This window comes from Bradyrhizobium sp. HKCCYLS2038, assembly GCF_051167655.1.
Classification (GTDB): Bacteria; Pseudomonadota; Alphaproteobacteria; order Rhizobiales; family Xanthobacteraceae; genus Bradyrhizobium.
Genome location: NZ_JBNPTM010000008.1, coordinates 47,539 through 67,298, shown reverse-complemented (window position 1 = coordinate 67,298; position 19,760 = coordinate 47,539). Strand labels below are relative to the sequence as shown.

20 protein-coding genes are annotated in these 19,760 nt (G+C 65.3%); 8 read left to right on the top strand and 12 right to left on the bottom strand.

The window, feature by feature from the left end; genetic code table 11:
- The first annotated feature begins 16 nt into the window (after positions 1-16).
- Together ACQR1I_RS29620 and ACQR1I_RS29615 are read left to right on the top strand one after the other, a co-directional pair.
- Entirely contained in the window at positions 17-550 is a 534-nt protein-coding gene (locus ACQR1I_RS29620) for a DUF2244 domain-containing protein (RefSeq protein ID WP_434869622.1), read from the top strand.
- A 342-nt stretch (positions 551-892) separates the two neighbouring features.
- A complete protein-coding gene (locus ACQR1I_RS29615) occupies positions 893-1,792 on the top strand; it encodes a methylated-DNA--[protein]-cysteine S-methyltransferase (protein WP_434869621.1) in 900 nt (299 codons plus the stop codon).
- A gap of 184 nt (positions 1,793-1,976) precedes the next feature.
- Here the strand turns inward: ACQR1I_RS29615 and ACQR1I_RS29610 are convergent, their stop codons facing one another.
- On the bottom strand, positions 1,977-2,765 hold the full coding sequence (locus ACQR1I_RS29610) for a DUF4145 domain-containing protein (RefSeq protein WP_434869620.1): 789 nt from the start codon (positions 2,763-2,765) through the stop codon (positions 1,977-1,979).
- A 240-nt stretch (positions 2,766-3,005) separates the two neighbouring features.
- Between ACQR1I_RS29610 and ACQR1I_RS29605 the strand changes: the two genes are divergently transcribed.
- A complete protein-coding gene (locus tag ACQR1I_RS29605; RefSeq protein ID WP_434869619.1) occupies positions 3,006-3,167 on the top strand; it encodes a hypothetical protein in 162 nt (53 codons plus the stop codon).
- A gap of 902 nt (positions 3,168-4,069) precedes the next feature.
- On the opposite strand, the gene ACQR1I_RS29600 is transcribed toward ACQR1I_RS29605, so the two are convergent.
- The 8 genes from ACQR1I_RS29600 to dnaK form a co-directional block, all read right to left on the bottom strand.
- Positions 4,070-4,693 carry a 2,3-bisphosphoglycerate-dependent phosphoglycerate mutase gene (locus tag ACQR1I_RS29600; protein ID WP_434869618.1) on the bottom strand — a complete coding sequence of 208 codons (624 nt, stop codon included), beginning with the start codon at positions 4,691-4,693 and terminating at the stop codon, positions 4,070-4,072.
- 24 nt (positions 4,694-4,717) lie between these two features.
- Positions 4,718-5,536, bottom strand: coding sequence for a 4-hydroxy-tetrahydrodipicolinate reductase (gene dapB / locus ACQR1I_RS29595; protein WP_434869617.1), 819 nt, complete (start codon positions 5,534-5,536; stop codon positions 4,718-4,720).
- 87 nt (positions 5,537-5,623) lie between these two features.
- The gene (locus tag ACQR1I_RS29590) at positions 5,624-5,926 is read right to left on the bottom strand and encodes a DUF1330 domain-containing protein (RefSeq protein ID WP_434869616.1); all 303 of its coding nucleotides are present in this window, start codon (positions 5,924-5,926) and stop codon (positions 5,624-5,626) included.
- Positions 5,927-5,955: 29 nt separating this feature from the next.
- Entirely contained in the window at positions 5,956-6,687 is a 732-nt protein-coding gene (pyrF, locus tag ACQR1I_RS29585) for an orotidine-5'-phosphate decarboxylase (protein WP_434869615.1), read from the bottom strand.
- 6 nt (positions 6,688-6,693) lie between these two features.
- Positions 6,694-7,272 carry an NADPH-dependent FMN reductase gene (locus ACQR1I_RS29580; protein ID WP_434869614.1) on the bottom strand — a complete coding sequence of 193 codons (579 nt, stop codon included), beginning with the start codon at positions 7,270-7,272 and terminating at the stop codon, positions 6,694-6,696.
- 45 nt (positions 7,273-7,317) lie between these two features.
- Entirely contained in the window at positions 7,318-7,920 is a 603-nt protein-coding gene (locus ACQR1I_RS29575; protein WP_434869613.1) for a class I SAM-dependent methyltransferase, read from the bottom strand.
- 228 nt (positions 7,921-8,148) lie between these two features.
- The gene (gene dnaJ / locus ACQR1I_RS29570) at positions 8,149-9,279 is read right to left on the bottom strand and encodes a molecular chaperone DnaJ (protein ID WP_434869612.1); all 1,131 of its coding nucleotides are present in this window, start codon (positions 9,277-9,279) and stop codon (positions 8,149-8,151) included.
- 142 nt (positions 9,280-9,421) lie between these two features.
- Positions 9,422-11,317 (bottom strand): molecular chaperone DnaK, encoded by a 1,896-nt coding sequence (gene dnaK, locus ACQR1I_RS29565; protein ID WP_434869611.1) that lies wholly within the window; start codon positions 11,315-11,317, stop codon positions 9,422-9,424.
- Between the two features lie 496 nt (positions 11,318-11,813).
- On the opposite strand from dnaK, the gene ACQR1I_RS29560 reads away from it, so the two are divergent.
- Positions 11,814-12,749, top strand: coding sequence for a hypothetical protein (locus tag ACQR1I_RS29560; protein ID WP_434869610.1), 936 nt, complete (start codon positions 11,814-11,816; stop codon positions 12,747-12,749).
- Between the two features lie 12 nt (positions 12,750-12,761).
- Here ACQR1I_RS29560 and ACQR1I_RS29555 read toward each other — a convergent pair whose 3' ends face one another.
- Positions 12,762-14,288: a hypothetical protein gene (locus ACQR1I_RS29555; protein WP_434869609.1), complete on the bottom strand. Its 1,527-nt coding sequence runs from the start codon at positions 14,286-14,288 to the stop codon at positions 12,762-12,764.
- Positions 14,289-14,469: 181 nt separating this feature from the next.
- Here ACQR1I_RS29555 and pncA point away from each other — a divergent pair, with 181 nt between their 5' ends.
- A complete protein-coding gene (gene pncA / locus ACQR1I_RS29550) occupies positions 14,470-15,186 on the top strand; it encodes a bifunctional nicotinamidase/pyrazinamidase (protein WP_434869608.1) in 717 nt (238 codons plus the stop codon).
- Positions 15,187-15,266: 80 nt separating this feature from the next.
- Here pncA and grpE read toward each other — a convergent pair whose 3' ends face one another.
- Positions 15,267-15,875, bottom strand: a complete 609-nt coding sequence (gene grpE / locus ACQR1I_RS29545; protein WP_434869607.1) for a nucleotide exchange factor GrpE — start codon at positions 15,873-15,875, stop codon at positions 15,267-15,269.
- Between the two features lie 120 nt (positions 15,876-15,995).
- Positions 15,996-17,084, bottom strand: coding sequence for a heat-inducible transcriptional repressor HrcA (gene hrcA / locus ACQR1I_RS29540; RefSeq protein ID WP_434869606.1), 1,089 nt, complete (start codon positions 17,082-17,084; stop codon positions 15,996-15,998).
- A gap of 172 nt (positions 17,085-17,256) precedes the next feature.
- Between hrcA and rph the strand changes: the two genes are divergently transcribed.
- Genes rph through hemW form a run of 3 tightly spaced genes read left to right on the top strand, consistent with a single transcriptional unit; the run spans position 17,257 to position 19,755 of the window.
- On the top strand, positions 17,257-17,970 hold the full coding sequence (gene rph / locus ACQR1I_RS29535) for a ribonuclease PH (RefSeq protein ID WP_434869605.1): 714 nt from the start codon (positions 17,257-17,259) through the stop codon (positions 17,968-17,970).
- Entirely contained in the window at positions 17,967-18,611 is a 645-nt protein-coding gene (gene rdgB, locus ACQR1I_RS29530) for an RdgB/HAM1 family non-canonical purine NTP pyrophosphatase (RefSeq protein WP_434869604.1), read from the top strand. Before rph ends, rdgB begins: the two co-directional genes overlap by 4 nt.
- Positions 18,598-19,755 (top strand): radical SAM family heme chaperone HemW, encoded by a 1,158-nt coding sequence (gene hemW, locus ACQR1I_RS29525; protein WP_434869603.1) that lies wholly within the window; start codon positions 18,598-18,600, stop codon positions 19,753-19,755. The genes rdgB and hemW overlap by 14 nt, the downstream gene beginning before the upstream one ends.
- Positions 19,756-19,760 lie beyond the last annotated feature (5 nt).

Below are 19,760 nucleotides of genomic sequence, written 5' to 3'. Positions count from 1 at the left end.
GGTATACTGAGGCCCCATGATGCCAGGCAATGCTTTTGCGTATCAGGAGACCGGCAACGGCGCCGCTGATCCCGAGCTGTTCGCAGCCCGGTTGACGCCGCACCGCTCGCTGAACCGCACCGGCTTCGTGGTGCTGATGGTCGTGGTCTGCGCCATCAGTTTCATCGGCGGCCTCGCCTCGCTGCTGATGGGCGCCTGGCCGGTGCTCGGCTTCTTCGGCCTCGACGCGCTCGCGATCTACTGGGCCTTCAAGGTCAACTTCCGCCGCGCCAACGCCTATGAGGAGGTCTCGGTCACCCTGACCGAGCTGCGCCTGCGCCGCGTCAGCCACAAGGGCCACGTCATGGAGTGGCGCTTCAACCCGCTCTGGGTGAAGCTCGACATGGTCAGCCACGAGGAGTTCGGCATCGAAAACCTCTACCTCGTCGCCCGCGGCCACCGCGTGGCGATCGCGAGTTTTTTGGGCCCGGAGGAGAAGGCGAGCTTTGCCAGGGCGCTGACGGCAGGGCTGCAGGCCGCGAAGCGCGGGCCGGTGTATAATCCGCTGTAGCGGCCCAGCGGCCCAGCGGCCCAGCGGGCCGGCTGGACTGCTCGGCGAGCTGTTATCCAGGCGGAAGCCCCCGCCATCACCTCCAGCGTCGTTCCGGGGCGCGCGTAGCGCGAGCCCGGAACCCGTACCCGCAGGACGTGGTGTGCGGCACGCGAGGCGTGGGCATCTCGCCTCGCACGTCTGTCCGTGGTTATGGATTCCGGGCTCATCGCTGCGCGATGCCCCGGAATGACGGAGCAAGCCGGGAAAGTCCCGGTTCAGGCCAAACCGATCGCACGCCCCCTAGCCCCTCAATCAGAAATCGGGTGGAGTCCCCTCCCCGGCCGCCCTACATCCGGACCCATGATGACCCTCGCCATTCACGATTCCGCCCTGGCCAAGCCGGGCCCGCAACAATCAGCCGACCTGCGCGACTACGACGCCGTGCGCCGCGCGATCGCGTTCATTTCGGAGCACTGGCGCAGGCAGCCGGCCATCGAGGACATGGCCGACGCCGCCAGCCTGACGCCGGACGAACTGCACCATCTGTTCCGCCGCTGGGCCGGGCTGACGCCGAAGGCGTTCATGCAGGCGCTGACGCTCGATCATGCCAAGGGCCTGCTGAAAGGCTCGGCCAGCGTGCTCGACGCCGCGCTCGACTCGGGGCTATCAGGCCCCGGCCGCCTGCACGACCTGTTCGTCACCCACGAGGCCATGTCCCCCGGCGAATGGAAGACCGGCGGCGCCGGCACCACGCTCCGCTACGGCTTCCACCCCTGCCCGTTCGGCCTCGCTCTGGTCATGGCCACCCCGCGCGGCCTCGCCGGCCTCGCCTTCGCCGACCCCGGCGAAGAGGCCTCCGCGCTGGCAGACATGAAGAGCCGCTGGCCCCGCGCCACTTACGTCGAGGACGTCCCCGGCACCGCCGGCCTCGCCCAGCGCATCTTCGACAAGACCCTGTGGCGCCCCGACCAGCCGCTGCGCGTCGTCCTGATCGGCACCGACTTCGAAGTCCGCGTCTGGGAAACCCTGCTCAAGATCCCCATGGGGCGAGCGGTCTGCTACTCGGACATCGCGACAAGGCTGGAGTCGCCGAAGGCCTCGCGCGCGGTTGGCGCAGCGGTGGGGAAGAACCCGATCTCGTTCGTAGTCCCGTGCCATCGCGCGCTGGGCAAGACAGGCGCGCTGACGGGCTATCACTGGGGGCTGACGCGCAAGCAGGCGATGATCGGATGGGAGGCTGGGCAGGTGGGCATGGGGTAGTGCGGAGAGTGAGCCGCTGCGCACTGTGAGAGGAAGTCGACAAACAGCACTGCTATCGTCCTCGACAAAATCTCGATTCTCGCAACTCTCTCGACTTTCCCGTGGCCCGCTTTAGCGGAATAACATACCTCGCGGATGCACCAGCATAGCAGTGATTTCAAGCCGGCTAATTGAATTGAGCGATCTATCTGGGCGCATCGCGCTTCTCAATTTGGGCCTTAACACTGTCCGGCACCACCACGTCGAACAGTTGATCAATGTGTTTCTTCTGTGTGATCTGCGTCTCGACGATTAGATTCACCAAGCCAAATAGATTTGCTGCAATTGTCTTGTCGTCATCAAGATCAATTTGTCCCGGATGCACCGCATTATTTCCTACAACGCGAACTACATCCAATGCCTTCTGTATTCTGGTATCGAGACCCTTCTTTACAAGACTTGCAATATCGTTGTTGATGTTATCGCCCTTCTCACCGAGATGGGGCATAAGTTTCTGCACGCAAAGCCGAAGAAGAGCAGCCGCACCTTTCGGCGACTTGTCGATGATCTCGTTCGCCTCAAGGAAGACCATCTTAACGTCGTCAGGCATTCCTTCGTTTGGCGCGAAAGAGACTTTGCTGACAGGATAAATTAGCTCGTCCGCGTGCCAAATAGCGACGCCATTGCAACTAAAGCAGCTGCTCACGTGCAAATTAATCAATTCAGTTATCCTGTGCCAAGTCGGCTCGATCGCCGGCTCGAAGAAAATCCTCTTCGCGAACATTTTTTCGATCAACGGCAATATGCCTTTTGAATGCGGGTCCTGCCTTATTTGGTCCAACTGAACCTTCGTGATTAGCGAAGGCTTTTCATCGTCGCCGTAACTCTCAACCCGGGCTCTGAACCAGTCCTGGTGAGCAATTGCACCGCAATCCGGATAGGGACATGTGAACCGATTAAGGCCCAGCGCCGGAACAACCTCTTTGCTTGCCATACGCCCAGTCACCTTTCGTACCTGATCCGATTTTTGGACCCATGCGCCCTGCGATCGAAAATCTGGGACCAAACCCTGTCAGTAGGGCAACAACATATTTCTCAGACTTATCTAGCACAAAGCCAGATTGCCGCACATTTTGGACAGCTGCATAGGCCATTCCTCAATGTAAGAACAGCAAGTAGAAGCTACTTAGCGTTCACGTAGAAAAGCCTGTCAATCTTGTCTCGATGCCATTCGATGGCTACGCCGGAATACCCGCCAAGAATTCGCGCCTTGATCCAGATCGCTTTGGCCGTGGCGCTTGATCTCGGGCACAATCTCTTGGATACCTGCCCGGGGCGCATCCGCTATCATAACTTCTATACAGATATTTTACTTGCGTTTTTTCCGAACTTATGATCTTATCCGGGCATCCCGCCTCGACGAGAGGGGCGTTGCGCGCGATCGTCACGACACGCGAGGTGGGGAGGCGATGGCCGCGGTCTGCCGCAGCGTGTCTTCGGGCGCGCGGACGAACGGTGGAGCGTGGACGTGAAGTCGCAGGGTCCTGACACCCCGACGCTGGTGTCACCCGCGCAAGGCGCGTCAGCGCGTTGTCGCGGCATGGTGGCCAACAAGCCCGGCGCACCAGGGAGACTGCGTATAAGCGTTAAGACCGTCGCGCAGGGAATGCCGGTTGATCGGCAGCACCTGTGGTACCTGCCGCCTGCATTTTTTTCGCAGGCGGGCCATGGGTGAGGCCTTCACCCGGCATTCCCTGCGCCCTCTCGATTTCGGAGGGACATGATCGATCCAGGACTCGGGCGGTGCCGCCGCGAGCGCGCGGAACTGTGTCTACTGCTGTTTGAGATGTGAATCGGATAGAAGCAGCCGGCGACCAAATCGCTACCCACAATCCCGTGAATTGAAAGTAGTTGAGACTAGCCGATTACCTCAACTTACTAGGGGACAATTCAATGGAGTGCGGCGATTCGTGCTAATTTGATGAGCTAGCTCGAATCAGGAGGCTGCTATGGCCAGGAAATCTGATCTTCTGGAAGAGCGTGAAAGCGTCGTTACGTTCTTGTTTGACGCAATCTTTCATGGATTGCAGACTACAAAGGACCAGTTCAATGCAGCGATACACCGATTAGGTACGCTCGACAGGCTTTTGAGAAAGTCCGACGATCAGGATTGAGAGCTATCCGCGGCTCTCCTACACCGAGGCCGCGGACTTCTTGTTAAGCGATTCGCTAGACTGGCGATGAACAAGTTTAGCTGAGATCAAAGCGTGGGGGACACGCATCCCTCAAAACCTGTAACTACGAACCCAAATCCAGCTTCGACTCCACCGTCGAATCCGCGTTGAGGCGGTAGATGATCGGTACGCCGGTGGCGAGTTCGCGCTTCAGGATGCCTTCGGGGGTCAGCTTTTCCAGCACCATGATCAGGGCGCGCAGCGAGTTGCCGTGGGCGGCGACGAGGGTGCGCTGGCCGCGGAGGACGCCGGGGAGGATCTCTTGGACGTAGTAGGGCAGCGCGCGGGCGAGGGTATCCTTCAAGCTTTCGCCGCCGGGCGGCGGGACGTCGTAGGAGCGGCGCCAGACGTGGACCTGGTCCTCGCCCCATTTGGCGCGGGCGTCGTCCTTGTTGAGGCCGGAGAGGTCGCCATAGTCGCGCTCGTTGAGCGCGAGGTTCCTGGACGTCGGCAGGCCGGGCTGGCCGAGCTCGTCGAGGATCAGCTTCAGCGTGTGCTGGGCGCGGGTCAGATCCGAGGTGAAGGCGACGTCGAACGTCAGGCCCTGCGCCTTCAGCTTGCGGCCGGCGTCCTTGGCTTCGCTGACGCCCTGCTCGGTGAGGTCAGGATCCTTCCAGCCGGTGAACAGGTTCTTCAGGTTCCACTCGCTCTGGCCGTGGCGCACCAGCACCAGGAGACGTTCGCTCATTGCTAACTGATCCACTTGGTTTGATTAGAACAGGTCCTTGAGGCCGAGCACGTCGTCCATCGTGTAGTGGCCCGGCGGCTTGCCATGGGCCCACAGCGCCGCCTTGAGCGCGCCATGGGCGAAGATCATGCGGTCCTCGGCCTGATGCGACAGCACCAGCCGCTCCGACGGTCCGGCGAAGATGACGCTGTGATCGCCGGCCGCGGTGCCGCCCCGCAGCGAGGCGAAGCCGATGTCGCCGGAGCGGCGCGCGCCGGTGATGCCGTCGCGGCCGCGCGCGGAATGCTGATCGAGCGAGATGCCACGGCCGTCGGCCGCCGCGCGTCCGAGCATCAAGGCGGTGCCGGAGGGCGCGTCGACCTTGTGCTTGTGATGCAGCTCGAGGATCTCGATGTCGAAATTCGCATCGAGCGACTTCGCGACCTGCCTGACCAGCGCCGCCAGCAGGTTGACACCGAGGCTCATGTTGCCGGACTGCACGACGATGGCGCGCTTGGTGACGCTCTTGATGACGGCGTCGTCCGACGACGACAGGCCGGTGGTGCCGACGACGTGCACGATGCCGCGCTCGGCGGCGATGGCGACGTTGGCGATGGTCGCCGCCGGCACGGTGAAATCGAGGATGCCGTCGGCCTCGGCCGACATCGCCCAGAGATCGGCGGACAGCTTGATGCCGTTGGCCGGCAGCCCGGCGAGCACGCCGGAATCCTTGCCGATCAGCTCCGAGGTTGGCGCTTCCAGCGCCCCGGCCAGCACCGCGCCCTCGCTTTCGGCGATGGCCCGCACCAGCGCGCGGCCCATGCGGCCGCCGGCTCCTGCAACGATCAAGCGCATCCTGGACATGTCGCGTTCCTCCGCCCCGTCAAGGGCTATAGCCGGGGCAGGCGGCGGCGGCAACCAAGGCCGCTGCGGCGCAAGGCGCCGCCCAGCTCAGGGCTGCGGGCCGTCATAGCCCTCGATGATGACCAGGTCGCCTTCCGAGTGCGGCGAGCGCATCGCGACCAGGCGCTGGTATTCGGCGGAATTGTAGCAGGCGAGCGCGGTCTCGTAGTCCTTGAACTCGATCACGACGTTGCGCGAGCGCGATGAGCCTTCCTTGGTCTGGTACTGGCCGCCGCGGACCAGGAATTTGGCGCCGTATTGATGGAACACGGCGCCGTTCTGCGCGACGTATTCCTTGTAGCCGTCCATGTTGTGCACGTCGATGCGGGCGATCCAATAGGCCTTGGCCATCCCTGGGGTCTCCTTGTTGTGGCTGTTGCTCAAGCTCGGTTGGTCTTGCCGACCAGCGCCACGGCGCTGGCGATGTCGGCGACGATGCTCTCGGCGGCGGCGGCGGGATCCGCGGCGCCGGTGACGGGACGGCCGACGACGAGGCGGTCGGCGCCGCCGGCGATCGCCAGCCGCGGGGTCATGATGCGCTTCTGGTCGGCAACGTCCGATCCCGCCGGACGGATCCCGGGGGTGACGAGCTGCATCTCAGGGCCGACCAGCGGGCGGACCAGCTGGGTCTCCTCGGGCGACAGGATCAGGCCGTGGATGCCGATCTCCCTGGCCTGCACGGCGCGCTTCGCCACGAGATCCTTCACGCCCATGGCGTAGCCGGCGGCGGCGAGATCGGCGTCGTCATAGGAGGTCATCACGGTGACGGCGAGCAGCTCGAGGCTGGAGCCGGCGGCGCCGGCGAGCGCGGCTTTCATGCTCTGCGAGAAGCCGTGCACGGTGAGGAAACGGGCGCCGAGCTTGGCGATCTGGCGGGTGGCGCGCTCGACGGTGGTCGGGATGTCGTGCAGCTTGAGGTCCATGAACACGTGCTTGCCGGAAGCCGCGAGCCGCTCGGCGAGGCCGAGGCCGCCGGCATAGGTCAGCTCCATGCCGATCTTGTAGAACGTCACGGCATCGCCGAGCCTTGCAATCATCGCCTCGGCCTCGGCCACGCCGGGCAGGTCGAGCGCCACGATCAGTCGGTCGCGCGGAGCAATCTCGGTCGGCATGTCACCTCACACTGTGTGTTGCGCAAAATCGATCAGCTGCCGCACCAGCGCATCGAGCGCGGCGGCGTCGGCCGGCAGCCTGAGCCGATCCATGTCGTTATACGCCTTGTCGGCAAAGGCCAGCGCGAGCTGGCTCGGGATCACCGTGGCGTTGCACGCGGTCAGCATCAGCCGCAGCGCGGCGAGCGCGCGGACGCCGCCGAAGCGGTTCTCGGACGCTGACGCGATCGCAAAGGGCCGGCTGCGAAACACATGGCCGCGCCCCTCCGGCGGCTCGTCCACGCGCGACAACCAGGCCAGCGCGTTGCCGAGCAGCGGCGGCACCGCGGCATTGTACTCGGGCGTGACCAGCAGGACGCCGTGATGCGCGGCCATCATCCGCTTCAGGTTGACCGCGTCGCGCGGCACGCCGGAGCGGGCCTCGAGGTCGGCGTCGTAGATCGGCAGCGGGAAGTCGGCGAGCGAGATGCGGGTGATGTCGGCGCCGGCCTGCACGAACTGATAGGCAGCGGCGGCGGCGAGCTTGACGTTGTGGGAGCCGGCCCGCGTCGAGCCGGGGATGATCAGGATCTTCAGGACGGACATCGTGCGGCCGGGAAACGACCCGCCACGACGAGCCGCGGCTGCCGGTCAGGGCTTGCGATACACCCAGACGCGCGCCGGCGGAAGGTTCATCCAGATCCGCTCGGAGGCTTCGGTCTTGACGCCGGGTAGCGATTTCGGAATCGGCGGGACGACCGAATAGGTGAACTGCACGAACGGCGCGTTGGGCGCCATGGCGGCGAACGCATCGCGCACCAGCTTCATGCGGGTCAGCATCGGCTTTGTCACCAGCGGCAGACCGGAGACGACGGCGGAGGCCGGCGCACCCAGCACGTTCCACAGCGTGTCACGGAGGCGATAGGCATCGCCCTGCACGACCTTGGCCTGCGGATAGCGGTCGCGCAGCAGCGCGCAGAAGCTCGGATTATACTCGACGAGAACGAGCCGCTTCTGATCGATGCCGTGCTCGACGAGCGCGGCGGTGATCGCGCCGGTGCCGGGCCCAAGCTCGATCACCGGGCCGGTGCCGTGAGGATCGACATACTGCGCCATGGTGCGCGCCAGCAGCCGTCCCGACGGCATGACGGCGCCCATATGCAGCGGCTTCTCGATCCATGAGCGGAGGAAGCGCACCTCGTCGTCAAGACGAAGAGGCTTTTTCGACGCACGCACGGACGTTTGCAGGGGCATCTCAGTACCAGACGGGACCGTTTTCACGGCGATGTCAGAAAAGAGTCACAAAGACGTATAGGTCGCAGGCGGGACGGTCAAGCCGAACCGTAACTCACGATTAAGGCTGCCGGGTCCGCGTGCTTACAGTTGAACTTGATAATTTTTTGCATGTGCAGAGCAGCAAAAGCGCGTGCTCGGCACAACTGCAGGTCGCAATAAGAAACCCTTCGAAGGGCGCAGCGGCGTTCAGCTTGCCGCCTTGCCGAAGAAGTCCTTGACCTTGGTGAAGAAGCCGGCGGCTTCAGGCTGGGTGGCGCCCGACGACAGCTTCTCGAACTCGGCCAAGAGCTCCTGCTGCTTCTTGGTGAGGTTCTGCGGCGTCTCGACCACGACCTGGACATACATGTCGCCGGTCTGGCGCGAGCGCAGCACCGGCATGCCCTTGGCGGCGATCCTGAACCTGCGGCCCGATTGCGCGCCGGCGGGAATCTTGACCTTGGTCTTGGCCTTGTCGATCGTCGGCACCTCGAACTCGCCGCCGAGTGCGGCCGTCACCATCGAAATTGGCACGCGGCAATGCAGGTCGGCGCCGTCGCGCTGGAAGAACTCGTGCGCGGTCAACGACAGGAAGATGTAGAGATCGCCCGGCGGGCCGCCGCGCAGGCCGGCCTCGCCTTCGCCCGCGAGACGGATGCGGGTGCCGTCCTCGACGCCCTGGGGAATGTTCACCGACAGCGTGCGGTCGCGCGTGACGCGGCCCGAGCCGGAGCAGGACGGGCACGGATCCTCGATCATCTGGCCGCGGCCGTGACAGCCCGGGCAGGTGCGCTCCAGGGTGAAGAAGCCCTGCGCCTGGCGCACCCGGCCAGCGCCGCCGCACATCGCGCAGGTCTTCGGCTTGGTGCCGGCCTTGGCGCCGGTGCCGGAGCAGGGCTCGCAGGTCACCGAGACCGGAATCTCGATCTGCGCGGTCTTGCCCTGGAAGGCTTCCTCCAGGGTGATCTCCATGTTGTAGCGCAGGTCGGCGCCTCGCTCGCGTCCCGTTCCGCCGCGCCGCTGTCCGGCCATGCCGAACAGGTCCTCGAAGATGTCGGAGAACGACGAGGCGAAGCCGGCGCCGAAGCCATGCGGACCGCCGCCGGCGCCCTGCTCGAACGCGGCATGGCCGTAGCGGTCATAGGCGGCGCGCTTGTCGGCGTCGCGCAGCACCTCATAGGCCTCGTTGATTTCCTTGAACTTGACCTCGCTGGAGGCATCGCCGGGATTCTTGTCGGGATGCCATTTCATCGCCAGCTTGCGGAAAGCCGACTTCAGCTTGCCCTCATCGGCGTCGCGCTCGACTTCCAGGGTCTCGTAGTAGCAGCGCTTGGTGGACATCAATCAAACCCGCCCGAACATCGTCAGACCTCAACGGCTCGCGCGACTGCCGCGCGCCAGTTCAATGAAAATGACCCCCATCCAACGAGACGCTGTCAGCGCTCTTTGGCATGGGGGTCATGGCTGTCGCCTCTACCGTCGATTAAGCAGATTTCTTCTTGTCGTCGTCGACCTCGGTGAACTCCGCGTCGACAACGTCATCCTTGGCTGCATCGCGGGCCGCATCGCTCTCGGCCTGCTGCTTGTACATCGCCTCGCCGAGCTTCATCGACGCCTGCGCCAAGGTATTCGTCTTGGTCTTGATCGCCTCGGCGTCGTCGCCCTTCAGAGCTTCCTTGAGGTCGCTGAGCGCGTCCTCGATGGCACGGCGCTCGGTCTCGGCGACCTTCGAGCCATGCTCGGTCAGCGCCTTCTCGGTCGAGTGGATCAGCGCATCGCCGTGGTTCTTGGCATCGACCGCCTCGCGGCGCTTCTTGTCCGCCGCGGCATTGGCCTCGGCGTCCTTGACCATCTTGTCGATGTCGGCCTCCGACAGACCACCCGAGGCCTGGATGCGGATCTGCTGCTCCTTGCCGGTCGCCTTGTCCTTGGCGGACACGTTGACGATGCCGTTGGCGTCGATGTCGAACGTCACCTCGATCTGCGGCATGCCGCGCGGCGACGGCGGAATCCCCATCAGGTCGAATTGGCCGAGCATCTTGTTGTCGGCCGCCATCTCACGCTCACCCTGGAAGACCCGGATGGTGACCGCGTTCTGATTGTCCTCGGCGGTCGAGAACACCTGGCTCTTCTTGGTCGGGATCGTGGTGTTGCGGTCGATGATGCGGGTGAACACGCCGCCCAGGGTCTCGATGCCCAGCGACAGCGGGGTCACGTCGAGCAGCAGCACGTCCTTGACGTCGCCCTGCAGCACGCCGGCCTGAATCGCCGCACCGATCGCCACCACCTCGTCGGGGTTGACGCCCTTGTGCGGCTCCTTGCCGAAGAACTGCTTCACCATCTCCTGGATCTTCGGCATGCGGGTCATGCCGCCGACCAGCACCACTTCGCCGATCTCGCCGGCGGTCAGGCCGGCATCCTTCAGCGCCTTGCGGCACGGCTCGATGGTCTTCTCGACGAGGTCGGCCACCAGCGCCTCGAACTTGGCGCGGGTCAGCTTCATCGTCAGATGCTTCGGACCGGACTGGTCCGCCGTGATGAAGGGCAGGTTGATTTCGGTCTGCGTGGTTGACGACAGCTCGATCTTGGCCTTCTCGGCAGCTTCCTTGAGGCGCTGCAGAGCGAGCTTGTCGTTGCGCAGGTTGATGCCCTGCTCCTTCTGGAATTCGTCGGCGAGGTAGCTGACCAGACGCATGTCGAAGTCTTCACCGCCGAGGAAGGTGTCGCCGTTGGTCGACTTCACCTCGAACACGCCGTCGCCGATCTCCAGGATCGAGACGTCGAAGGTGCCGCCGCCGAGGTCATACACGGCGATCGTGCCGGCCTTGGTCTTGTCGAGGCCGTAGGCGAGCGCCGCCGCGGTCGGCTCGTTGATGATGCGCAGCACCTCGAGGCCGGCGATCTTGCCGGCGTCCTTGGTGGCCTGGCGCTGGGCGTCGTTAAAATAGGCAGGGACCGTGATGACGGCCTGGTCGACCTTCTGGCCGAGATGGGCTTCCGCGGTCTCCTTCATCTTCTGCAGGATGAAGGCGGAGACCTGCGAGGGCGAATAGGACTTGCCGTCGGCCTCGACCCAGGCGTCGCCATTGCCGCCCTTGACGATCTTGTAGGGGACGAGCTTCTTGTCCTTCTCGACCATCGGATCGTCGTAGCGGCGGCCGATCAGGCGCTTCACTGCGAAGAAGGTGCGCTCGGGGTTCGTGACGGCCTGGCGCTTGGCGGGCTGGCCGACCAGACGTTCGCCATCGTCACTGAACGCGACGATCGACGGCGTGGTGCGCATGCCCTCGGCATTCTCGATGACTTTCGACGTCTTGCCGTCCATGACGGCCACGCACGAATTCGTGGTGCCGAGATCGATCCCGATGACCTTTCCCATGGTCTCATATCCTTCTTTTTGCGGCAGGTTGGGTGGGGCCCTGACGGCGCCCCCATCCAAAACCCCCTCAGATCAAATGCTCGCGATATTGCGACGATGAGCGTCATATAGGAGGGGGGGAGTGACCCGCAAGGACCGGACCAGACCCGGGCACGCGGAAAAGCCGCGGATTTTTGCTGACCTCGTGAAACTGCTGGCCAGGACGGCGCAACGGCTTGACGACGGTACCGCCGGGACATCGGCTGGCATCGTTCATGTGCCCGTCTGGTCCGCGCGAGGCCGTATTGTCGCCGCGGTCGCACCGCGCCGCCGCCAAAACGAATCATGCTTAGCGAAGCCATAATCGATCCGCGCCCGCTGCGCCGCCGGAACCTCTCGCCGCACCCGATCGGTCTGTTACCGGCGCGGCAAACCCGTTAAAAGGCGTGGCTTCGATCGGCCGCGTGGGGACGACGGCCGGCCGGATGCACAGGTTAGCGAACGAGGCTGCTCCGTCATGACGTTATCCCGACTTCTCGCCACGGCGATCGTGTCGATGTCCCTGCTGAGCCCGGCATTGGCGGCCGATGCGATCTTCCCGACCGGCGTCCGGATCGGGCTCGCCCCACTGGTCGGGCTGAGCCAGGCCAAGACCTTCACCGGCTTCGAAACCGAGGATCACAGCGTCAAGGTGCTGCTGACGGAGCTGCCGGCCAAGGCCTATGGCGAGGTCAAGACCGCCTTCACCGCCAACCCCGGCGGCATGGGGAACGTCAAGCCGGAAAGCATCGAAACGCCGGCGGGAACGGCCTACTACACCGTCGAGAACGGCCGTGACGGCGCCGCGCCGGTGCGGCGTTACTCGATGATCGTGCCCGGCGCCGGCTTCTCCGGTTACGTGGCGGTGCAGATTCCGGAAAGTGCGAGCAAGATCTACACCGACGATGCCGTGCGCCAGATGTTCGCCACCGCCGTGGTCCGCAAGGAGGTCCCGGTGGACGAGCAGTTGTCCATCATGCCGTTCAACGTCACCGATCTCTCCGGCTTCAAGACCATTCGCACGCTCGGACCCGGCGCGCTGATTCTCGCCGACAGCGACGAGGAGAAGGGATTCGAGGCGGCGCCGTTCGTGGTGATCGGACTGGTCAACGGGGTGGCGCCGGAGGCCGCCGACCGGGCGCGCGTCGCGCAGCAGGCGGTCACCACCATTCCCGGCGTTCGCGATGCCCGCATCACCATGTCCGAGCCGATCCGCATCGAGGGCCAGCCGGCCTATGAGAGCCGGATCGAGGCGGTCAGCGGCAAGGACAATACGCCGGTCACGGTGGTGCAATGGCTGCGCTTCGGCGGCCCGAACACGCTGCGGATCATCGGCAGCGCGCCGCGCGACCAATGGCCGGCCGCCTTTCCGCGTTTCCGCGCGGTCCGGGACGGCATCCAGCCGAAAGGCTAGCGCCGCGGCGACTCAGTTCGCGCGCCGGACATAGACGTCGACGTTCTGCACCGTCTCGGCGAGGCGATAGTCGCCCAGCAGGCGGTCGAGCTCGGGCGTGGCGCGCAGCCATTGGCCCCATTCGCTGGTCATGTTGTCGACCAGCAGGATCGACGGCGCGGACCGCCGGATGTCGTCGGCCAGCCAGGTCCGCTCGCGCTCCGCATAGGGCTCGATCCGGGCCAGCGCCTGATCATCGGCGCCCATCTCGCGGGCAAACTCCTGATAGGTCGCGACCAGCAGGCTCTGCTCGCGCGAGGTCCATACACCACTGACGGCGCGCGTCAGCGGATGGGCAATGCCGGCATTGCCGGAAATCACCAGGATGCTCGGATGAACGATCCCGGTGCGCTGAATCGCCGGCTGCAGGAAACGCCCGTCGAGAGCGGCGTTGAACCACCATAGCGCCGTGACGAGCAGGCCAGCTCCTACCGCCGCGATTGCAACACTCGACCTCGCCGCCGCGCCGTCTGGCTTCGGCGCGGACGCCGTCACGGCGGTGACGAAGCCGAGCCCGGCAAAGGCCAGCATCGGATAGGAATGATACGGCCAGCCCTTGCGCTGCAGAAGATAGATCATGAGGAACGCCGCCGACGCGCTCAGCAGCAGCGCCAGGGTCGGTGTCACGGTGCTGCTGCGCTTCAGCACCAGCGCGGCGATCAGGGTGAGCACGCAGAGCACGACGCCCGGCTTCATCACCATCATCGAAAACGGCAGGCCGAAGGCGTAGACGTCGCGGATCAGCGGCCACATCGCGCTGAAGAATTCCGGGAACAGCAGCACCGTGCCGAGGCTGTAGGCGGCCAGCAGCAGCGCCGCGATGACGTTCTCGGCCGCGAGCAGCACGCGCGCCGATCTCAATTGCGCCGCGACGAAGCCGAGCACGCAGAGCATCGCCAGCGCGAAATGCGGCTTGAAGCACAGCGCGAGCCCGAGACCCAAGCCGGCGACCACGCTCGCCCACAGCGGCGGCGTCTCGCGATTGAGACGGAGCGCCAGCACCGCGAACACCGGCATCAGCTCGATGACGGCGATATGCTCGCGCTGCCCGAAGCACTGCGCCGGCAGCACGCCGAGCACGACGACTGCGGCGATCGCCAGCGGCCATTTCTGGCGTGGTCCTAGCGCCGCGGAGTCGCGCAGGATGAGCATGCTGACGCCGAGCGAAAGTACGATGGCCACGAGGATGAGCGTGTCGAGCACGATCTCCGCGGGAAGGCCGATGCCACGCGCGATCACGATGGCCGGGACATAGACCAGCACCGCCATCGGCGGGTTCGTCTCGAGGATCTCGGAGTACAGCCGCTGCCCATCCAGCCAGCGTTCCGCGGCAATCAGGAGCCAGCTCACATCGGTGTTCGCAGCCACCAGATGGCGCATCAGGATGGCGGTTGCGAACAGGATCAGGAGCAGCGTCACCGCCGAAAGGCCGGACCATCGGTCAGCCACCTTCAGCGACGGTAGCGTGAGGCCGCCATCCGCATCGACGTTCAAGCTCATGGTCCTGCTCCGTAGGATTACGGACCATATTCCGGCACCGTTAATGGATTGCTGCTTCCGCTCACGCCGATCCTGGGTCTATGATCCCGGGCGTCAGGCGGTAACCTGGGAGAGCCGGGCCATTTGGTCACCGTGCTGAGGTGTCTTGGTACTGAGATGTCTCGATCGGGGGAAAATTGACATGAACCGACGTCGAATCCTGCGGCTGCTCGGCAGCTCCGCCTTTGCGGCCGTGGTGGCCGATACGACCCGCGCGATGGCCGCGCCGATCAAGCCGGACGACAAGTCGGCGCTGCTGGTGATCGACGTCCAGAACTGCTTCCTGCCCGGCGGCAGCCTCGCCGTGAAGGAGGGCGAGCAGGTCGTGCCGGTGATCAACAAGATCGCAAAGGCCTTCAGCAATGTCGTGCTCACGCAGGACTGGCACACGCCGGAGCACGTCTCGTTCGCGTCGAGCCACACCGGCAAGAAGCCGTTCGAGCTGGTCGACCTCTCCTATGGCAAGCAGGTGCTGTGGCCGGATCATTGCGTGCAGGGCACCGACGGCGCCGGGCTCTCCAAGGATCTTTCGATCCCGCAGGCCGAGCTCATCATCCGCAAGGGCTTCCACAAGGAGGTCGACAGCTACTCGGCCTTCACCGAGGCCGACGGCAAGACCACGACGGGGCTTGCCGCCTATCTGAAGGCGCGCGACATCAGCACGGTGTACGTCGCCGGATTGGCGACCGACTTCTGCGTCGCCTGGACCGCGCTCGATGCGCGCAAGGCCGGCCTCGATACCTTCGTGGTCGAAGATGCCTGCCGCGGCATCGACACCCAGGGCTCGCTGGCCAAGGCGTGGACCGACATGGCAGCCGCGGGCGTCAAGCGGATCAGCTCCGCCGACATCGCGGCGTAGTCCCGCAGACGTTCTGGCGCTGAAAATAAAAACAGCCACGGGCCGGACCCGTGGCTGTTTTGATTCTGGGCCTGAGACGATCAGGCCGCGTCGTTGCCGGCAGCAGGAGCGGCTTTCGCGCCGCCCTTGGAGACGCCGACCAGGGCCGGACGCAGCACGCGCTCGCCGATCATGAAGCCGGCCTGCACGACCTGCACCACCGTGCCCGACGGCACCGAGGGATCGGGGACCTCGTACATCGCCTGCTGGAAGTTGGGGTCGAACTTCTGCCCCGTCGGATCGAACTTCTTGACGCCGTTCTTTTCGAGCGTGTTGAGCAGCGAGCGCTCGGTGAGCTCGACGCCCTCGATCAGCGACTTCAAGCCGGCATCGGCATTGTCACGCGTCTCGGCCGGCACGGCGTCGAGCGCACGCTGCAGATTGTCGGCGATGTCGAGCACGTCGCGGGCAAAGCCGGTGATGGCGTACATGCGCGCATCGGCAACTTCGCGCGCGGTGCGCTTGCGCAGATTCTCCATCTCCGCCAGCGTGCGCAGCATCTTGTCGCGCGCATCGGCGGCTTCCTTGGCCAAAACCTCAACTGAGCCGGGCTCGGGGTCGTCAGGCATGATGTAGGGCTTTGAGACGACGGGGTCGCTGGCCTGCGCAGGGTTTTCCGGATCGTTCTGATGCAGGTCGGGATCGGTCATGGACAGACTTCTCGCAAGTTCGGCGGTTCTGGGGATGTCGGGCGGGATATCGTGCTTTGAGCAGCGAAAATCAAGCGCAGCCTCGCAGGGGCGCTTCCTTCGAATTAACCATGGTTCGTATCAGCCACCCATCAGGCGGCTGAGCAGGCGCGCGGCATAATCGACGGTCGGAATCACCCGGGCGTAGTTCAGCCGGGTGGGGCCGATGACGCCGAGCACGCCAACGATGCGGCCGGTGGCGTCGGAATACGGCGACACGATGGTCGACGATCCCGACAGCGAGAACAGCTTGTTCTCGGAGCCGATGAAGATCCGGACGCCCTCGGCATTCTCGGCACGTCCGAGCAGATCGACGACGCCGCGCTTGGTCTCGAGATCGTCGAACAGGCGACGGACACGTTCGAGATCATCGAGCGCGTGCAGATCCTCGAGCAGATTGGCATGGCCGCGCACGATCAGCTGACGCTCGTCACTGTCGCCGCCGGACCAGCTCGCGACACCCGCCGCGATCACCTTCTGCGTCAGCTGATCGAGTTCGGCGCGATCGCTCGCGAGTGCGGTTTCGAGCTCGAGCCGCGCCTCGGCCAGCGTTCGCCCGCGGATCCGCGCGTTGAGAAAATTCGAGGCCTCGGTGAGTGCCGAGGACGGCACGCCCGGCGGCAAGGTCAGAACCCGGTTCTCGACCTGTCCATCCTCGCCGACCAGCACGACCAACGCGCGCTCCGGCTCGAGGCGCACGAACTCGATGTGCTTCAGCCTTGTGTTGGATTTCGCGGTCAGCACCACCGCCGCCGCGCGCGTCAGTCCGGACAGCCGCGTCAGCGCCTCGTCGAGCGCGGCCTCGACCGACTGCGCCCGGCCGACGGAGGCGAGCTGGCTCTGGATCGACTGCCGCTCGGCTTCGGTCATGTCACCGACCTGCATCAGGGCGTCGACGAAGAACCGCAAGCCCGCTTCGGTCGGCAACCGGCCGGCCGAGGTGTGGGGTGCATAGATCAGCCCGAGCTGCTCCAGATCGGCCATCACGTTGCGCACCGAGGCCGGCGACAAGGGAACCGCGATCAGGCGCGCGATGTTGCGCGAGCCGACCGGCTCGCCGGTCGCGAGATAGCTCTCGACGATCTGGCGGAAGATCTCACGCGACCGCTCGTTGAGCTGCGCCAGGCCGGCAGGCGGTGTCATCAGGTTGATCGGATCGTGGTGGGCCACCAGAGACTCTCCTCCCCAGTTGCGTATAATTTGGCCATGCGGCGGCTCGGTGGCAAGTCGGTCTTGAGCCGCGTTCCGGCGTGATAAGCCCTTGATAAGCCCCTTGCCGCTGCCGGTCCCGGCTCCTACAAGGCCGTCAAACCCGTCTTTTTGCCACTTCACGGAGAGAATCATGCGGCCGAGCCGCCGTGCACCGGATGAATTGCGCCCCGTGAGCCTGGAACGCGGCGTCGTCAAATACGCCGAGGGCTCCTGCCTGGTGAAGTTTGGCGACACCCACGTGCTGGTGACCGCCACGCTCGAAGACCGGCTGCCGCCCTGGCTCAAGGGGCAGGGGCGCGGCTGGATCACCGCCGAATACGGCATGCTGCCGCGCGCCACCCTGGAACGGACCCGCCGCGAGGCCTCCGCCGGCAAGCAGACCGGCCGCACGGTCGAGATCCAGCGCCTGATCGGCCGCTCGCTGCGGACCGCGATCGACCTCGAAGCACTCGGTGAGCGCCAGATCACGGTCGACTGCGACGTGCTGCAGGCCGACGGCGGCACCCGCACGGCCTCGATCACCGGCGCCTGGGTAGCGCTGGCCGACTGCATCCGGTGGATGAAGACGCGCAACATGATCAAGACAGAGGTGCTGCGCGCCAATGTCGCCGCGATCTCCTGCGGCATCTACAACGGCACGCCGGTGCTGGACCTGGACTACGCCGAGGATTCCGAGGCCGAGACCGACGCCAATTTCGTCATGACCGGCGACGGCCGCATCATCGAGGTGCAGGGCACGGCCGAGAAGACCCCGTTCACCGAGGCCGAGTTCCTGGCGCTGATGGCGCTGGCCCGCAAGGGCGTCGCGCGGCTGGTCGACCTGCAGAAGATGGCGATCGCGTGAGCCGGACCCACCGCAAGCTCACCGGCCGCATCGTGATTGCGACCCATAATGCCGGCAAGCTCGCCGAGATGCGCGAGCTGCTGGCGCCTCACGGGGTCGAGGCGGTCTCGGCGGGCGAGCTCGGGCTTGGCGAGCCGGACGAGACCGGCGACACGTTCCAGGCCAATGCGCGCATCAAGGCGGTCGCCGCCGCGGAAGCCGCGCAGCTGCCGGCCTTCGCCGATGATTCCGGGATCGTCGTCCACGCGCTCGATGGTGCGCCAGGGATCTACTCGGCGCGCTGGGCCGGTCCGACCAAGGATTTCGGCGCGGCGATGGCCCAGATCGAGCGACTGCTGCAGGAGCGCGGAGCAGCCAGCGCCGACAAGCGCACTGCGCATTTCGTCTCGGCGCTGTGCGTGGCCTGGCCGGATGGTCATGTCGAGGAGGTCGAGGCGCGCGTCGACGGCACGCTGGTCTGGCCGCCGCGCGGCAATGCCGGGTTCGGCTACGATCCGATGTTCCTGCCCGACGGATTTGACCGGACGTTCGGCGAGATGACCAGCATCGAGAAGCACGGCCTGCCGCCGCTCGGCCTCGGCCTGTCGCATCGCGCCCGCGCCTTCGTGAAGCTTGCGGAGATCTGTCTTGAGCAGCGCTGACAGCGAAGCGTTCGGCGTCTATGTGCACTGGCCGTTCTGCCTGTCGAAATGTCCGTATTGCGACTTCAACAGCCATGTCCGGCACGTAGCCATCGACCAGGACCGCTTCGCTCGCGCGTTCGGCCAGGAGATCGCGACCACCGCCGCACGCACCGGGCCGCGCACCGTCAGCTCGATCTTTCTCGGCGGCGGCACGCCGTCGCTGATGCAGCCGCAGACCGTCGGCGCCATCCTCGATGCGATCGGCCAGCACTGGCACGTCGCTCGTGATGTCGAGGTGTCACTGGAGGCTAATCCGACCAGCGTCGAGGCGACAAGGTTTGCCGGCTATCGCGCAGCCGGCGTCAACCGCGTCTCGCTCGGCGTCCAGGCGATGGATGACGCATCGCTGAAGATGCTGGGGCGCCTGCACACCGCAGACGAGGCGATGAAGGCGGTCGCGATCGCGCGCGGCGCGTTCGACCGCTATTCCTTCGACCTGATCTATGCGCGTCCCGACCAGACGCCGGCGATGTGGACGGAAGAGCTGACGCGCGCGATCGGCGAGGCCGCCGAACATTTGTCGCTGTATCAGCTCACGATCGAGGAGGGCACGCCGTTCTTCGGGCTGCACGCCGCCGGCAAGCTGAAGACGCCGGATGAAGGTCTTGCGCGCACGCTCTACGACGTCACGCAGGAGGTCTGCGGCCGTCACGGATTGCCGGCCTACGAGATCTCCAATCACGCCCGGCCCGGCGCCGAGTGCCGACACAATCTCATCTACTGGCGCGGCCAGGAATATGCCGGCATCGGCCCCGGAGCCCATGGCCGGCTCGACATCGACGGCATCCGCCACGCCACGGCCACCGACAAGCGGCCGGAAGCCTGGCTGATGCGCGTCGAATCCAACGGCCACGGTGTCATGACCGACGACCAGCTCAACACCGAGGAACGCGCCGACGAATTCCTGCTGATGGGCTTGCGTCTGCGGGAAGGCATCGATCCCAAGCGCTACGCGGCGATCTCCGGACGTGCGCTTGATCCGCGCCGCATCGCGCTGCTGCGCGAGGAGGGCGCCATCATCGTCGATGCCGATGGCCGGCTGCGCGTGACGCAGGAAGGCTTCCCGGTGCTCGACGCCGTCGTCGCCGATCTCGCCGCGTGATCGAT

What these genes read in the sequence shown, in the direction of transcription:
- ACQR1I_RS29620 (WP_434869622.1), top strand. Translation starts at nt 17, where the DNA reads ATGATGCCAGGCAATGCTTTTGCGTATCAGGAGACCGGCAACGGCGCC.
- ACQR1I_RS29615 (WP_434869621.1), top strand. Translation starts at nt 893, where the DNA reads ATGATGACCCTCGCCATTCACGATTCCGCCCTGGCCAAGCCGGGCCCG.
- ACQR1I_RS29610 (WP_434869620.1), bottom strand. Translation starts at nt 2,765, where the DNA reads ATGGCAAGCAAAGAGGTTGTTCCGGCGCTGGGCCTTAATCGGTTCACA.
- ACQR1I_RS29605 (WP_434869619.1), top strand. Translation starts at nt 3,006, where the DNA reads ATGGCTACGCCGGAATACCCGCCAAGAATTCGCGCCTTGATCCAGATC.
- ACQR1I_RS29600 (WP_434869618.1), bottom strand. Translation starts at nt 4,693, where the DNA reads ATGAGCGAACGTCTCCTGGTGCTGGTGCGCCACGGCCAGAGCGAGTGG.
- dapB (WP_434869617.1), bottom strand. Translation starts at nt 5,536, where the DNA reads ATGTCCAGGATGCGCTTGATCGTTGCAGGAGCCGGCGGCCGCATGGGC.
- ACQR1I_RS29590 (WP_434869616.1), bottom strand. Translation starts at nt 5,926, where the DNA reads ATGGCCAAGGCCTATTGGATCGCCCGCATCGACGTGCACAACATGGAC.
- pyrF (WP_434869615.1), bottom strand. Translation starts at nt 6,687, where the DNA reads ATGCCGACCGAGATTGCTCCGCGCGACCGACTGATCGTGGCGCTCGAC.
- ACQR1I_RS29580 (WP_434869614.1), bottom strand. Translation starts at nt 7,272, where the DNA reads ATGTCCGTCCTGAAGATCCTGATCATCCCCGGCTCGACGCGGGCCGGC.
- ACQR1I_RS29575 (WP_434869613.1), bottom strand. Translation starts at nt 7,920, where the DNA reads ATGCCCCTGCAAACGTCCGTGCGTGCGTCGAAAAAGCCTCTTCGTCTT.
- dnaJ (WP_434869612.1), bottom strand. Translation starts at nt 9,279, where the DNA reads ATGTCCACCAAGCGCTGCTACTACGAGACCCTGGAAGTCGAGCGCGAC.
- dnaK (WP_434869611.1), bottom strand. Translation starts at nt 11,317, where the DNA reads ATGGGAAAGGTCATCGGGATCGATCTCGGCACCACGAATTCGTGCGTG.
- ACQR1I_RS29560 (WP_434869610.1), top strand. Translation starts at nt 11,814, where the DNA reads ATGACGTTATCCCGACTTCTCGCCACGGCGATCGTGTCGATGTCCCTG.
- ACQR1I_RS29555 (WP_434869609.1), bottom strand. Translation starts at nt 14,288, where the DNA reads ATGAGCTTGAACGTCGATGCGGATGGCGGCCTCACGCTACCGTCGCTG.
- pncA (WP_434869608.1), top strand. Translation starts at nt 14,470, where the DNA reads ATGAACCGACGTCGAATCCTGCGGCTGCTCGGCAGCTCCGCCTTTGCG.
- grpE (WP_434869607.1), bottom strand. Translation starts at nt 15,875, where the DNA reads ATGACCGATCCCGACCTGCATCAGAACGATCCGGAAAACCCTGCGCAG.
- rph (WP_434869605.1), top strand. Translation starts at nt 17,257, where the DNA reads ATGCGGCCGAGCCGCCGTGCACCGGATGAATTGCGCCCCGTGAGCCTG.